The organism is Bacillus sp. SRB3LM, assembly GCF_015712745.1.
GTDB lineage: Bacteria > Bacillota > Bacilli > Bacillales > Bacillaceae_G > Bacillus_A > Bacillus_A thuringiensis_K.
On record NZ_VWVQ01000076.1, the window covers coordinates 284903 to 298661 of the forward strand.

Genomic DNA, 13759 nt, shown 5'->3' on the forward strand with positions numbered 1-13759 from the left:
GATACCTTTTTATTTTATACTTCTTTAACTACATGACTTCTTCTCTTTACTATTCCTTTTATAGATACAGTAATTACCGCTACCAATTGCGTAACTAATATAATGACTAATAATGAAATAATATTTTTCTCTAGACTAACTCCCCCAAATATTATTGTATAATAGCCATTTGCTGCATATGTTGCGGGAAATACTTCACCCATTGTTTGATATGTTTTAGAAAGCATTTCATGCGGTACAATTACACCCGAACTTACAAGTTGTAGTGATAGCGAGATAATATTAAAAATCATACCTGCGTTTCCAAACACAGTTAGAAACATTTGTGTTAATGAAAGAAATGCGAAGAAGACTATTTTCAATAATCCTCTTTTCCTTCTTTTTGCATTGAACCAAAACTCATCATAAATATAAACACAAACATTAAATATGTTCTCCACGTCAAAGAAGGTATATGCCCTGACCAAAGATAGCTAACTAAATAATTAATTCCCATAATACAAGACGATATTACTATACTAATACTTATTAGTTTTACATATTTGAACATATCTTTTCTCCTTGTTTTTATTTTTCTACTTCTTCAAATTGTAGATTCACCGGTTCTTCTAAAAGTGTTTCATAAAAGTTCTCTGCCAAATCTGTTGAAGGAATTTTTTCATCTACTTCATCAAATCGAATACTATCTAGCCACACACAACCTTCCCCTGATAATAAAACACCAAATGCAATACCAAGCGCTCCTTCTTTTATATCTAATACAACCGAGTACGATTGCCAGTTATTCGTATTTTTAATTGGGCGATTTTGCATATTATCCATAGCGAGCGGTTCTGTATCTTTTCCATCTACTCGCATCCACAATCCTGCCCAATCTCTTACGCTTTCACTCTTAACAAATGCTGTAAAACGTAATCTCTTCCCTACATATTTATCCGCTCTGAACATTTGCATTAATGTCGAAAATCCTCCGTGCGTAACATTCTCTTTTGCTTTTATGTATGCAGATACTTTTCCTTGATGGACAACTTCATAATCTAAACCCATCTCATATTCAGCAGGATGACTTCCACTTAAGATCCATCCTTTTGGTATACCTTTTTGCATTGAAACACCCTCTCTTTCTATATAAAATGACTGGAAGTACTTTCGATATTTCTTTGGTGGCAATTGAAACATTCTTTTAAAAGCTCTCGTAAATGCCTCTTGTGAGGAAAAACCGTATTGCACTGCAATATCAATAACAGCTCTCTCCGTTGACACTAAAACTTGTGCAGCATGAGTTAACCTTCTCTTTCGAATATAATCCGTTACACTCATCCCAACATATCTTTGAAAGATGCGATGAAAATGGTACATCGATACTGCACTGTGAGATGCCACTCTTTCTGTTGTAAGCTCCTCATGTAAGTGATTCTCTATATATTCAATTGATTTTTTTATTATCTCTTTATATTCTTCATGCATTTTAGTCCCTCCCTCACAACTTCAATTTACCATATACATACAAATCGTTTTTGATTTAAATTGCGGATTAGCCCTTGTGACTGCAGAATAATAATTTATTTTCAACACATACATAATTACATGTTTTTGGGAAAAACTTGTATAGAACGAATTTACATAAGGAGGAATTTATAATGAGAATTCTACTATCAGTTTTATTAGCTCTTATGCTAGTACCTGCATTAACAGGATGTAAAGCTCCTGCAAAAGAAGACACAACTTCTAATAAAAAGACGACTGAAGAAGCAAAAAATGAGGCTCCTGCAGATTTAAAATTAAACTTTAATGAATTTAGTTTAGATGCAGACTATGAAGATACGAAGAAAGACTACGAAGCTGATTATAAAAATGTAGCGGCTGATAAGAAAATGGAAGCAAAGCTTGAAGATCATAAAACAAATGCAAAGTTTACAGGTGACGAGGCTATTACAAAATTAAGCCCACTTCTACAAGAATTAAAATTTGATAAAGACACTCCTGACCAAGAAGTAATCGATCAAGTAGTGAACGTGTTCAAACTTGATAAAGACTATCAAAAATTCGATTTAGAAGTTGTCTTCTCTGATGGAACGAAAAAAGAATACAAAAGAGAAATAAAATAACCTTGCACAGGCAAGGTTATTTTTTCGTTTCTGCTTGAAAACGTTTATAGTATGTCGATGCTGTTGCAAAATTAATTTCTATATCACGAATCAACGATGAATCTTCTTCTTTAGCTAACTTCTGTAATTTTTTCATCGCTTGCTCCGATTCATTCAAGAAACCAATATATACTTCATGTTCTTGCTCTTTCGACTTCGGCACACGAATTTCTTTACGTATATGATCAATATCTTCTAACATGCTCGTTGTTACCTTTTGCACATCTTCTTTATATGTAGCAGTCGTTATTTCCTTACCGCCCTTTTCTTTTGCTACTTCAAATAACTGCAGTGCTTTATTAATTTCTTTATTCATTTTCAAATCATATTTTTCATGTACTGCACGGTATTCATTCATCTCTTCTGTTTGTTCTGTAGATTGCTCTACCTTTTCTTTCAGTTCTTTCGTATCTTTATTTCCATTACACCCTGCTAGAAGGAGCATTCCTCCCATTACGGCAATACCCAAAACCTTCTTCATCTCTTCTTCTCCTTTTATCTACAACTATTACTCATTATAGTTTCTTTTATCTCCACTTGTTATTATACCGAGAACATCCTACTTTTTACACTTAAGACGACATCGTAATATATATACCAACATGTTTGTCACAGTATCGTCACTTTATACAAATAACTTTTGCAATGCTTTACTACATCACCTTACAAAACTGTATGAGGTATTTCAAAGAAATGAAAAAAAGAACTGATCCAAACATTCCCTTTGAATCAGTTCTTTTTTGTTAAGCCTCTAGATTTTGTTTTTGTTGCAGTTCAAACTGCTTCTCACTTCTTCTAGCCATAAATAGATAACATAACACTGCTCCTACTTCACAAAGCGCAATAACAACACCCATCGGTAATGCTGTATTACTTCCACCGATACCTACTAGCGGAGCAACAAGAGCTCCTGAAATAAACTGTAATAAACCTAATAAAGCTGATGCTGTTCCTGCAGCTTGCTTCTGATTTCTCATCGCTAATGAGAACCCAGTTGTTGATACAACCCCGACACTTGATACGACAAGGAATAACGAACATAAAACACCAATTAAACCTATTCCTAATACAATTGTCAGTAGTAAAGATAGACCACCAACAGCTGCGATAATAATACCCGCAACAAATAATGTCTTCTCATTTACTTTCCCCGCTAAACGACCCGTTACCTGACTAGCAATAATAATACCGATGCCGTTAATCGCAAAAAATAAACTAAATTGCTGTGGTGATGCTCCGTATATGTTCTGCAACACAAATGGTGAGCCCGAAATGTATGCAAACATTGCCGCTGTTACTAATCCTTGTGACAATGCATATCCCATAAACAGACGGTCCTTTAACAATTTCCCGTACGTCGCCAAAGTCCCTGACAAACCACCCGTTTCTCTTTCTTCAGGAGGTAATGTTTCGCGCAATACGAAAGTAGCTGAGATTAACATGAATATGCTAATTGCCCCAAGGACGATGAAGACACCGCGCCACGTTGTAAACTGTAACAATTGCCCTCCAATAATTGGTGCCAAAATAGGTGCTGCTCCGTTTACTAACATAAGCAGTGAGAAAAACTTCGTCATTTCAGAACCTGAGTACATATCTCTTACCATTGCACGTGATATAACAATTCCGGCTGATCCTGAAGCTCCTTGTAGGAAGCGCAATAACACTAATGTCCAAATAGATGGCGCAACAGCACAAAGTAAAGAAGAAGCTACATAAATAATAAGTGCAATAATAAGAGGTTTGCGCCTTCCGTAAATATCACTAATCGAACCGACAAATAATTGTCCTACTGAAAGCCCAAGTAAACAAGCTGTCAATGTAAGTTGCGCAAGGGATGCACCTGTTTGCAAGTCATCCGTTAACTTCGGTAATGAAGGCAAATACATATCAATAGATAATGGCCCAATCGCCGTAAGTGTTCCTAATACAAGAATCATCCATAACCTGTTTGCTTTTACAGGTTTATATATTTCGTGATTAACTTCATTCACTTTTCCAATTCACCCTTTCCTATACACACCGAATCGTAACAATTATAGTTACATCATAAACATACGTCAAGTACATTGCATTTTCCTCTTTCATAATGTAAAAAAAGCGATAGAAATTCTATCGCTTTACTTTTTCACATTGCTATTCGTAAATTTAGATACTGAGGCCATCGTCTCTCCCGTATCTAAATATGTAATTTGAATTGGGTCTCCTACTTCTGTAAACATAGCATATGGGAATTTCTTCACTGGTATCATAAATACCTTTTGTTCATTCTCTAAAAGTACGTACACGATTGTATTTTCACCTGATTTTTCTTTATATACACGTTGTACAATACCTTCTTTTTGCGCTTCTTTTCCTGTTGAGGTTGGTCTAAATGTATCACCATTACCGCTCATTACGTTTTTATAATTCTCAAGCGCTTCTTTCTGCGAAGAACCTGTTGCAAATATTTTTGCATTAGCAGCATATACAACTGTATGCGCACGTACTAGGCCTCCGTCATCAACAACCGGAATAATCCAAGCTGGTTTACCGTATACGTTATAAATGACAGGCATTGTCCCATGCCATTTCTCTCTCTTAAAGGAATTATCTACTACTTCTGTAGCTGCTGAACCATCCATAATCCCCTTTACTTCTTTTCCATTATAGTAATATAGCTTGCCTGTGCGTGCATCTACTAATGAATAGCCTAGAGCTGAATCTACTCCTTCTTTTGGAGAAGTAAAGTCTGTAAAATAATACAGTGTTCCATCTTTACCAAAAATCGGGGTCACGCCTTCTTTCGTTCCCCACTCAGTCGGAATTTTCATATCTGTTTGTGAGAATTTCGTATTCCAAAATCCGTGAATATATTTACCAAAGTACGTATTTAACGTAGATGCAGTCTCATGATTTAATACACCATCAACAAATTTAGGTGCCTTTCCTTTATCATATCTTTTCACTTCACCTGTTTGTGCATCTACTACGACAACACCTTCTACCTCAAATCCAGATCTTCCTGAAATAAATTCACCATACGTCATTGTATAATATGGTTTTCCTTTATCATCAACCTCAAATTTAGGTTTTCCTTTAAAGATTAAATTTGGTTCTGCTTGCCTTACCACACGCTCTAAATTATTACCAAAAAACATGCTTGGCACATATTTCATTTTATAACCGAGGTGCAGTTTCGCTTCCGCATCAGGATTCGTACCTGACATCGTTACGTACCCTGGAATTGTCTCAGCTTTACGCGCTTTAAAAAATCCTGAAACTTCAATCGGCGCTACATATAAAGCCTCGCCGTTTACCATTTGTGGCGTTAATTCTCCTAGCTCAAAATAAGCTACTTTTGGAATATCACCAAATACTTTTTTCATCTTATTCTCCGCTGTCTTTGGCGGCACTGTAAACGGCTGGTCATTTTCAGTAAATGGCTCTGAAATATCTTTCTCTACCTTAACAACAGAATCATATTTCTTTTGCGAGATTACTATATCGTGCAAATAACCAAAGTAGCCGTAACCTGCGAGTAAAATAAACATTAGAAGTCCTTTTAATGTACCTTCTAATTTCCCTATTTGATCTTGTGAAAATAAAACAAGCCCAATTAAAATTGCTACTGCAACAGAATAATGAGTAAGAATCGAATCTACTCGATCATCAATTAGCCAAAAGTATTCATAGATTGCAATACCTATCCAAAATAAAACAGGAATAACTAAAATAGATGATTTCTTACCCTTTACAATCTTCTTATCTCCCTTCTTATCCACTGCTCGAAGCTTACTACTACTTCTTGTCCATGGAATCAAAAACAAAGTAAGAATAGCTAAAACTACAAATTTCATCAAAGGCACTGTCCCCTTTTCTTTTGTATTCCCTTTTAGTATAACAAATAAAGGGTATTAAGGTGAAAATAGGAATAGTTATATTTTTTTACTACTTAATACAATCCCGCTCACTACATATAGAATAGATGCAATATAAAAAATTGTACCAATCGTAAAGAAATCTACTAAATATCCCGTGGCAATAACCGCTACTGCTCCGCCAATGGATGTCCACACATGGTATTTTCCAATCTCATAACCAGCCTTTTCCTGCGCAACCTTTCGTGCTAACGAAGTCTTCTCAGTATTACGCTGCACAGCACCTAAAACGCCCATTACAATTTGAAGAATATACACATGCCAAACTTCCGTGGCAATTGGAAAGCAAAGCATTAAGATTGCCATGGACCAAGCGTATATGATTAATAATTTTTTATCACCTACTTGATCAGATACCTTCCCCACTAGTGGATATACAAGTGCTGATGTTAAAGCAAATAAGCCATACGCCCAGCCAAATTGCGAGAAGCTATTTCCAACGTTTCGAAGCAATAATATATAAAAAGGAAATACCATACTTCCTGCCATCATGATGATACTTTGCGAGGCCACAAATCTTCTATATGTCATTTCGTATACTCCCTATAAAATAAATTCACAAATCTCTCTTCTGAATCTACTTCCTTCTTTTTCTTGAGAAATTCTTCAATACGAGGATATGCCCTCTTTAACTGCTCTTTCGTTGGATAAGAATAATACGGCAAATAGTAACTACCGTTATGCTTTAAAGTAACATCAATCATCTTGCGAATGACATCCTCTGTTTTCTTTATCTCACTCTCTGAGCGTCCCTGGTTAATCAAAAGAACCAGCGCAAACATATCATCTTTCGCATAGGACAAAACTGCATTTTCATTCTTTTCCACGTAACGAATCGTAATGTTGAGTAAATTAAACTCTTCTTCATTTAATACGTTACGTAGATCATCTATATACTCTGTGAAAGCATCTATAGGCACAAAGTATTCTTGTAACACTTCGGTCCTATTTGGATTTTCATATTCCATAAAAGCACTATCTGATCTCATAACATTATTACGCGTCTCATACTTTCCATCTGTACGTTCAAAATAACCTCTTTGTATATCCCAAAATGTATTCTTTCCCCAATCACTATAACGTGATAACCCAAGTAAAAATTTCGGTACAGCTATAATATTTTCTTCCTTTAATTCACTGTACTCTTCTCTCATATTTTGATTTTGTGCCAAAGTATAATCTGTCACATACATCTCTTTTAAAAATGAATTTGGAGCAACAGAAATACGCGCTAAGTGCATACGAACATTCTCATCTCTTTTCACTTTCTCTTTGAAATAAGATACGTATTCTTTATAATCTATCATTCTCGTGTGCATTTCATATAATTCATCATCTGTTAACTTCAGCGTCACATCTAAAATAACTCCAAATAAACCGTAACCCCCAATGACATATGGAAATAACTCTGCATTTTCTTCTCTACTTACATTACGTACCGTGCCATCTGCCATTAACAATCTAAATGAATCTACTGTATCAATCAGTGCCTCATGACGAATATCACGCCCGTGTACATTTACACTTAATGAACCGCCAACAGTAAAAATATTTTGAGACTGCATGACCTGTACCGCAAGGCCATAAGGATTTATTTTCTTCTGAATATCATTCCAGGTGACACCACTTTGCACTGTAATCCGCTTCTTCTCTGGATCAAATTCTAATATTTTATTATATCCTTTCATATCGAGCATCGTGCCATTCGGATAATATGTCTGTCCTCCTTGGCTATGTTGCATGCCTGCAATGGAAATTTTCTCTCCTGAAACTTTTGCATCTCGCACTAATTTTATTAACGAGTGCTCTTCCGTAGCACTTTCAACACGTTTTATTTTTGTCGGAAGCAATTTACCTACATCACTCATAATAGGATGATCAATTTGTTTTTTATACGTATGTACAGACGTTGCAAGCAAAACCGTATATGCGACAATGACCACTGCTATCTTTCTTTTTTTCAAAGGACACTCTCCTTATTAGCAACAAAAAGAGATACCCGTTCTTTCAGGTACCTCTCTTGACAGTGATTACTTTGCTGCTGGCAATTGTATTGGATCAAATTTATCATACGATGTAAACTTTGCATCCGTAATAATATGCGCTTTATCCTCACCATTGCTACTCATAACCATATCTATCTTTGCTGATTCATATTTAAATTCTTTTGTAATAATATATTCCCCATCTATTTCTTCTATCTTTGCATTTTGGCCTTGTAGCATTTGTTTCTGCTTTTCATCCATACTAGCTAGCATACTCTCTGTCTCTTGCCCTTTTAATGCAAACTTCAGCTTATAATTATCTCCACTTTTCTCCATCTTCACTTTATTTAAAATTTCCGATGGAATCTCTAAATTATCTACCATTCCTTGAGTCGCGTTCATTCCGTTAGCATTCAATTGTTCCTCTGGTACAGACATAATTTCACCCGTATTAGGATTTTTTAACTGACCAGCAATTTTGCCACCCACATCATAAACAACAACCTCTGTACCAGAAACATTCATTTCAGAACGAGAATTTTTTTTCTTCGGCTCTAGTTGCATTTTAGCCTTTATTACATTCATCTCTGTTCCTTCAGCCTTTATTCCCACATCATATGTCATCGTTACATTTTCTTCGTTTTTAAAAGCTTCATTCGCTTTATTAAAAACATCCTTCGCTGTTAATTCCTTTTCCTTCTGCACAGCTTCTTTTTTCGGTTCGTCAGTCTTTTTTGTTTTCTCATTACTACACCCTACTCCTAGACCGACTGCAAGTACTAAACTTGAAATTAAAATAAGTTTTTTCATAACGTCCCCTCCTTCCCAAAAATAATATCATCTCTTTTCCTATGAAATCTATATAATTCGTAATATTTATCTTTAAATTTATTTTCTATATAGCAACATGTTTGAGAAAAACTTTAAATATGTTGTAAATAATAACAACTCATTTCAGGAGGTCATTATGAAAGCGATTATTTGTACAAAGTACGGACCACCTAATGTTCTCCAGCTTCAAAATGTAGAAAAGCCTAAACCTAAAAAAAATGAAGTATTAGTTAAAATTCACGCAACAAGTGTATCGACTGGAGATTGTAGAATACGTGGCTTTAATAGCCCCCCCTTATTTTGGATTCCTATGCGGATCATATTAGGTTTCAGAAAACCGAGAAAACCTATACTTGGCGTAGAGTTATCCGGTGAAATCGAAGACATTGGAACAGATGTAACACAATTTAAAAAGGGAGATCAAGTTTTTGCATTAACAGAACTAAACCTTGGTGGTTATGCGGAATACACATGCGTGCATGAAAGTGGATTAATAGCATTAAAACCTACCAATGTGACATATGAAGAAGCTGCCGTTATTCCTTTTGGCGGAACTTCAGCATTACACTTCCTTAGAAAAGGACAGATAAAAAAAGGGCAACGAGTACTTATATACGGCGCCTCTGGGTCAGTAGGGACAGCTGCCATACAACTTGCTAAATACTTCGGGGCGACTGTCACAGCCATTTGTAGTAGTTCGAATTTCGATTTAGTAACAACATTAGGGGCAGACAACGTAATTGATTATATGAAAGAAGATTTTACTAAGCAGGGCGAGCACTACGATATTATATTTGATGCAGTTGGAAAATATAAAAAGTCTCTTTGTACAGATGCATTAATGCCTAATGGAAAATATGTATCTGTGAACGGAATGATGGCAAAGGTCAGTAAAGAAGATATGAACCTGCTAAAACAACTAGCTGAAACAGAAAAGCTAAAACCTGTTATTGATAGAACTTACCGATTAGAAGAAATTGCTGAAGCTCATATATATGTAGAAAAAGGACATAAAAAGGGAAACGTTTCGATTACCTTAAAATAAAATATATTCTGAAAATATTATTGACAATTCTTTTTGTACGATTTACTATTAGTACCATATTCAAAACTACATACACATACTCTTATCAAGAGTGGCGGAGGGACTGGCCCGATGATGCCCGGCAACCGAGCTTATGACGTATAAGCTAAGGTGCTAATTCCTGCAAAACGATTTTTCGTTTTGGAAGATAAGAGAGGAATCTATTTCGTCTATTCGGCACCTCTCTTATTTTTGGGAGGTGCTTTTTATTTTGGAACGTATATGAAGGGGGATTTATAGATGAAAAAGGTATTATTAAGCATTGTAAGCGGAGCAGTATTGTTATTAGGCGCATGTAGCGTGAGTTCAAATAAAGAGGTAAAAGCATTAGACGAGAAAAAGATTACTGTCGGTGTAACAGGTGGACCACATGAACAAATTTTTGAAAAGGTAAAAGAAGTTGCAGCAAAAGATGGTCTCGAAATTGATATAAAAGTATTTAATGATTATGTAGCGCCAAACGTATCATTAGATGAAAAAAGCCTTGATGTAAATAGCTACCAAACGAAATCTTATTTAGATGTATTTAAAGCTGAACGCAATATGAAATTAACTGAAGTATTTTCAACAGTAACATTCCCTATGGGCGTATATTCTAAAGATGTAAAAGATTTAAAAGATTTAAAAGAGGGCGACGCAATTGCTGTACCAAATGACCCAACAAATGAACTTCGAGCTTTAAAATTATTTGAAAAAGCAGGGGTTTTAAAAGTTGATCCAAAGGCTACAGAAAAAGCGACTGCAAAAGATGTAATTGAAAATCCAAAAAAATTAAAGATTGTCGAATTAGAGGCATCTCAATTACCAACGCAACTAAGTGAAGTGAAAGCAGCTGCAATTAACACAAACTTTGCATTAGGTGCAAAATTAAGTCCAGCGAAAGATTCTATTTTCCGCGAAGGAAAAGATTCACCATATGTGAACTGGGTTGTTGTTCGTACTGAAAATAAAGATGATGCCGTTGTAAATAAATTAAAGAAAGCTTATCAATCTAAAGAAGTAAAAGAGTTTATCGAGAAAAAATTTGATGGTTCAGTTTTACCATCTTGGTAGGAGCTGACGATAATGATTGAATTACAAAACATATCCAAAGTATTTACAACAAAAAAAGGGAATGTTGAGGCTCTTAAGTCTACTTCCCTTAAAGTAGAAAAAGGCGAGGTATTTGGAATCATTGGGTATAGTGGCGCTGGTAAAAGTACATTGATTCGATGTGTAAATTTATTAGAAAAACCAACGACAGGAAATATCATTGTAAACGAACAAGACTTAACAACGTTATCGACAAAAGAACTAGCAAAAGCGAGACAAAAAATCGGAATGATCTTTCAAGGATTCAATTTACTTAAAACTGTTACCGTTTATGAAAATATCGCATTACCGTTACGGCTTGCTGGCATTCCAAAAGCAGAAATTGAAAAAAGAGTAGAAAAGTATTTACGCATTGTCGATCTTTTTAATCGAAAAGATGCGTATCCAAGCGAACTTTCTGGTGGTCAAAAACAGCGTGTTGCAATTGCTCGTGCGCTATCACATGAACCTGAAGTGTTATTAAGTGATGAAGCAACGAGCGCATTAGATCCAGAAACAACCGATTCTATCCTTGATTTGCTATTAAAGATTAACGAAGAAATCGGAATTACGATTTTACTCATTACACATGAAATGAATGTCATCCAGCGTATATGTGACCGCGTTGCTGTTATGGAACATGGATCTGTAGTCGAAAGTGGAACTGTAAAAGATATTTTCACAAACCCACAACATGTAACAACGAAGAAATTTGTAAATAGCGCATTTGCAGCGAAAATTCCAGAAGAGGTACAGAAAGAACTACAACGTACTGGAGAAATTGTAACACTTTCATTTATTGGCACTACTTCAGGAGAACCTGCCTTAGCCGTTGCCACAAAACGTTTCCAAGTGTATCCGAATATTTTATCCGGTAATATTACGCAGTTAAAACATGAAGCATATGGGAAACTAGTCGTTCATATGCAAGGGGAACAAAATGAAATCCACCGTGCTTTATCATTTTTACAAGAGCAAGGAATCATCGTAGAAGGAGGTAGAACAGATTATGGGAAACAAGTCCTTTTTGGATGAATGGGGTAAAGTCATATGGGAAGCCACAATCCAAACCTTTCAAATGACATCTATTTCATTACTCATCTCGATCCTTATTGCACTGCCACTTGGCGTCACACTTGTTTTAACGAGACCTGGTGGGCAGCGTGAAAATAAAATCATCTATCCTATTCTTAATACGGTTATTAATGTTATTCGCTCTCTTCCATTTATCATTCTATTATTCTTTATCTTGCCTTTTACAAAGTTTCTAATGGGAACATCCATTGGCGTGCAAGGTGTTATCGTACCGCTTGTCGTCTTCACAGCCCCTTATATCGCACGTTTAATGGAGACAGCTTTACTAGAAGTCGATCGCGGTGTCATTGAAGCCTACCAAGCGATGGGAGTCTCTACTATAAAAATCATTTGGCACGTCATGGTGAAAGAAGCTCGTCCCTCCCTTGTACTTGGATTAACAATTGCAACAATTGGCTTAATTGGCGCAACAGCAATGGCTGGCCTTGTAGGTGCTGGCGGATTAGGGGATTTAGCATACCGCTTCGGACATTTACGCTACGAGCCTGACGTAATGTATGCAACGGTCTTTATTTTAATTATCCTCGTTCAAGGATTACAATCTTTAGGGAATGGTGTTGCACGAAGACTGAAGAAAGATTAAAAAAGAAGGTATCTCACCAAGGTGAGATACCTTCTTTTTATCTTTTAAATCCACCTTCTGAATGAATAACTTGCCCAGTAATCCACTCAGCTTCTTCACTTACTAAAAATTTAATGAGTCTAGCTGCATCCCTTGGCTCACCAATTCTGCCAAAAGGAAACATCGGCTTTAACCCTTGTTTTATCTCTTCAGTCATCCATCCTGTATCGGTTGGTCCTGGATTAATTGCATTCACTGTTATTCCTAAATGAGCTACCTCTGCTGACAACGTACTAGTAAGAGCATCAATAGCTCCCTTCGTTGTCGCATAAGCTAGTTCTCCTGCCATAGGACCTTGAAATTGCCCCGAAGTCATATTCACAATTCTACCACCAGATTTCTTATCAAATCCCCGGGAAAATTGACTACTGAGCAATGTAGTCGCACGAATATTCACCATATAATGCCTATCCAATTCTTCAGCAGTCAAATTAAAGAAATCATTATTCGTAGAATACGCTGCATTATTAATTAATATATGAGGGTATCCAATTTGTTCAGTAACTCTATTTATAAGCTCTCTCGGTGCATCATTCTGAGTTAAATCTAACTCCATACTCGATACTCTAACACCTTTTTGTAATAGCTCTTCTTTTAATTGTATTTGTTCATTTTCATCAATGCCCCAAGGCATCTCTTTATCGTAAGCTGTCCAATACGTAAAAAATATATCGTATCCTGATTCAGCTAATTCTTTACAAATCGCTGCGCCTATACCATCTAGACGACTTACCCCTGTAATAACTGCTACCTTATTTTTTAATTGGTTTATCATATACTCCTCCAAATTTAAAGGACGCATATTTTATATAAGAGATATAAACTTTCCCACAAAAAAGACAGATACATAAAATAGGTATCTATCCTTACAAAAAGGATATACAAGCCAAATATGCATTCCTTGAATGATTTACAGATAACTAAATAAACCCTCGCTTATGAGAGAAAAATTCATCTATCTAGTAGTTTCTAATCATTACAAGTTCATCCACATATTGAGTCGT

Annotated in this window: 15 protein-coding genes and 1 riboswitch; of the genes, 5 read left to right on the top strand and 10 right to left on the bottom strand. The window is 35.8% G+C overall.

The genetic code is table 11. The features are described 5' to 3' along the window. Positions 1 to 14 precede the first annotated feature (14 nt). The 3 genes from F3I02_RS22700 to F3I02_RS22710 are packed head-to-tail and all read right to left on the bottom strand — an operon-like array spanning position 15 to position 1467. Positions 15 to 362: an ABC-2 transporter permease gene (locus tag F3I02_RS22700; RefSeq protein ID WP_000706214.1), complete on the bottom strand. Its 348-nt coding sequence runs from the start codon at positions 360 to 362 to the stop codon at positions 15 to 17. Further along, positions 359 to 550 carry a hypothetical protein gene (locus F3I02_RS22705; protein WP_000477648.1) on the bottom strand — a complete coding sequence of 64 codons (192 nt, stop codon included), beginning with the start codon at positions 548 to 550 and terminating at the stop codon, positions 359 to 361. The genes F3I02_RS22700 and F3I02_RS22705 overlap by 4 nt, the downstream gene beginning before the upstream one ends. 17 nt (positions 551 to 567) lie before the next feature. Further along, complete coding sequence (locus F3I02_RS22710) at positions 568 to 1467, bottom strand: helix-turn-helix transcriptional regulator (protein WP_074593937.1); 900 nt, start codon at positions 1465 to 1467, stop codon at positions 568 to 570. 173 nt (positions 1468 to 1640) lie between these two features. Here F3I02_RS22710 and F3I02_RS22715 point away from each other — a divergent pair, with 173 nt between their 5' ends. Further along, a complete protein-coding gene (locus F3I02_RS22715) occupies positions 1641 to 2108 on the top strand; it encodes a YusW family protein (RefSeq protein ID WP_001221554.1) in 468 nt (155 codons plus the stop codon). Between the two features lie 16 nt (positions 2109 to 2124). Here F3I02_RS22715 and F3I02_RS22720 read toward each other — a convergent pair whose 3' ends face one another. The 6 genes from F3I02_RS22720 to F3I02_RS22745 all read right to left on the bottom strand — a co-directional run bounded on the left by F3I02_RS22720 (position 2125) and on the right by F3I02_RS22745 (position 8862). Then, positions 2125 to 2628: a hypothetical protein gene (locus tag F3I02_RS22720; protein WP_196478470.1), complete on the bottom strand. Its 504-nt coding sequence runs from the start codon at positions 2626 to 2628 to the stop codon at positions 2125 to 2127. Between the two features lie 262 nt (positions 2629 to 2890). Further along, positions 2891 to 4150 (bottom strand): multidrug effflux MFS transporter, encoded by a 1260-nt coding sequence (locus F3I02_RS22725; protein WP_232294088.1) that lies wholly within the window; start codon positions 4148 to 4150, stop codon positions 2891 to 2893. Between the two features lie 117 nt (positions 4151 to 4267). Further along, positions 4268 to 5986, bottom strand: a complete 1719-nt coding sequence (locus F3I02_RS22730; RefSeq protein WP_000674037.1) for a DUF3981 domain-containing protein — start codon at positions 5984 to 5986, stop codon at positions 4268 to 4270. A 78-nt stretch (positions 5987 to 6064) separates the two neighbouring features. After that, positions 6065 to 6598, bottom strand: coding sequence for an MFS transporter (locus tag F3I02_RS22735; protein ID WP_000222367.1), 534 nt, complete (start codon positions 6596 to 6598; stop codon positions 6065 to 6067). Further along, positions 6595 to 8031 (bottom strand): FAD-binding oxidoreductase, encoded by a 1437-nt coding sequence (locus F3I02_RS22740; protein ID WP_046946220.1) that lies wholly within the window; start codon positions 8029 to 8031, stop codon positions 6595 to 6597. Before F3I02_RS22740 ends, F3I02_RS22735 begins: the two co-directional genes overlap by 4 nt. A gap of 66 nt (positions 8032 to 8097) precedes the next feature. Further along, entirely contained in the window at positions 8098 to 8862 is a 765-nt protein-coding gene (locus F3I02_RS22745) for a DUF6612 family protein (protein ID WP_000733613.1), read from the bottom strand. Positions 8863 to 9019: 157 nt separating this feature from the next. On the opposite strand from F3I02_RS22745, the gene F3I02_RS22750 reads away from it, so the two are divergent. The 4 genes from F3I02_RS22750 to F3I02_RS22765 all read left to right on the top strand — a co-directional run bounded on the left by F3I02_RS22750 (position 9020) and on the right by F3I02_RS22765 (position 12716). Continuing rightward, the gene (locus F3I02_RS22750; protein ID WP_046946221.1) at positions 9020 to 9928 is read left to right on the top strand and encodes an NAD(P)-dependent alcohol dehydrogenase; all 909 of its coding nucleotides are present in this window, start codon (positions 9020 to 9022) and stop codon (positions 9926 to 9928) included. 79 nt (positions 9929 to 10007) lie between these two features. After that, positions 10008 to 10122: riboswitch (SAM riboswitch) on the top strand. Between the two features lie 85 nt (positions 10123 to 10207). Beyond that, entirely contained in the window at positions 10208 to 11020 is an 813-nt protein-coding gene (locus F3I02_RS22755; protein WP_095021830.1) for a MetQ/NlpA family ABC transporter substrate-binding protein, read from the top strand. 12 nt (positions 11021 to 11032) lie between these two features. Continuing rightward, entirely contained in the window at positions 11033 to 12073 is a 1041-nt protein-coding gene (locus tag F3I02_RS22760; RefSeq protein ID WP_000571620.1) for a methionine ABC transporter ATP-binding protein, read from the top strand. Further along, positions 12048 to 12716 carry a methionine ABC transporter permease gene (locus tag F3I02_RS22765; protein ID WP_074593935.1) on the top strand — a complete coding sequence of 223 codons (669 nt, stop codon included), beginning with the start codon at positions 12048 to 12050 and terminating at the stop codon, positions 12714 to 12716. Before F3I02_RS22760 ends, F3I02_RS22765 begins: the two co-directional genes overlap by 26 nt. Positions 12717 to 12753: 37 nt before the next feature. Here F3I02_RS22765 and F3I02_RS22770 read toward each other — a convergent pair whose 3' ends face one another. Continuing rightward, the gene (locus F3I02_RS22770; RefSeq protein WP_000609969.1) at positions 12754 to 13530 is read right to left on the bottom strand and encodes an SDR family oxidoreductase; all 777 of its coding nucleotides are present in this window, start codon (positions 13528 to 13530) and stop codon (positions 12754 to 12756) included. Between the last annotated feature and the right edge of the window lie 229 nt (positions 13531 to 13759).

What these genes read in the sequence shown, in the direction of transcription:
- F3I02_RS22705 (WP_000477648.1), bottom strand. Translation starts at nt 550, where the DNA reads ATGTTCAAATATGTAAAACTAATAAGTATTAGTATAGTAATATCGTCT.
- F3I02_RS22710 (WP_074593937.1), bottom strand. Translation starts at nt 1,467, where the DNA reads ATGCATGAAGAATATAAAGAGATAATAAAAAAATCAATTGAATATATA.
- F3I02_RS22715 (WP_001221554.1), top strand. Translation starts at nt 1,641, where the DNA reads ATGAGAATTCTACTATCAGTTTTATTAGCTCTTATGCTAGTACCTGCA.
- F3I02_RS22720 (WP_196478470.1), bottom strand. Translation starts at nt 2,628, where the DNA reads ATGAAGAAGGTTTTGGGTATTGCCGTAATGGGAGGAATGCTCCTTCTA.
- F3I02_RS22730 (WP_000674037.1), bottom strand. Translation starts at nt 5,986, where the DNA reads ATGAAATTTGTAGTTTTAGCTATTCTTACTTTGTTTTTGATTCCATGG.
- F3I02_RS22735 (WP_000222367.1), bottom strand. Translation starts at nt 6,598, where the DNA reads ATGACATATAGAAGATTTGTGGCCTCGCAAAGTATCATCATGATGGCA.
- F3I02_RS22745 (WP_000733613.1), bottom strand. Translation starts at nt 8,862, where the DNA reads ATGAAAAAACTTATTTTAATTTCAAGTTTAGTACTTGCAGTCGGTCTA.
- F3I02_RS22750 (WP_046946221.1), top strand. Translation starts at nt 9,020, where the DNA reads ATGAAAGCGATTATTTGTACAAAGTACGGACCACCTAATGTTCTCCAG.
- F3I02_RS22755 (WP_095021830.1), top strand. Translation starts at nt 10,208, where the DNA reads ATGAAAAAGGTATTATTAAGCATTGTAAGCGGAGCAGTATTGTTATTA.
- F3I02_RS22760 (WP_000571620.1), top strand. Translation starts at nt 11,033, where the DNA reads ATGATTGAATTACAAAACATATCCAAAGTATTTACAACAAAAAAAGGG.
- F3I02_RS22765 (WP_074593935.1), top strand. Translation starts at nt 12,048, where the DNA reads ATGGGAAACAAGTCCTTTTTGGATGAATGGGGTAAAGTCATATGGGAA.
- F3I02_RS22770 (WP_000609969.1), bottom strand. Translation starts at nt 13,530, where the DNA reads ATGATAAACCAATTAAAAAATAAGGTAGCAGTTATTACAGGGGTAAGT.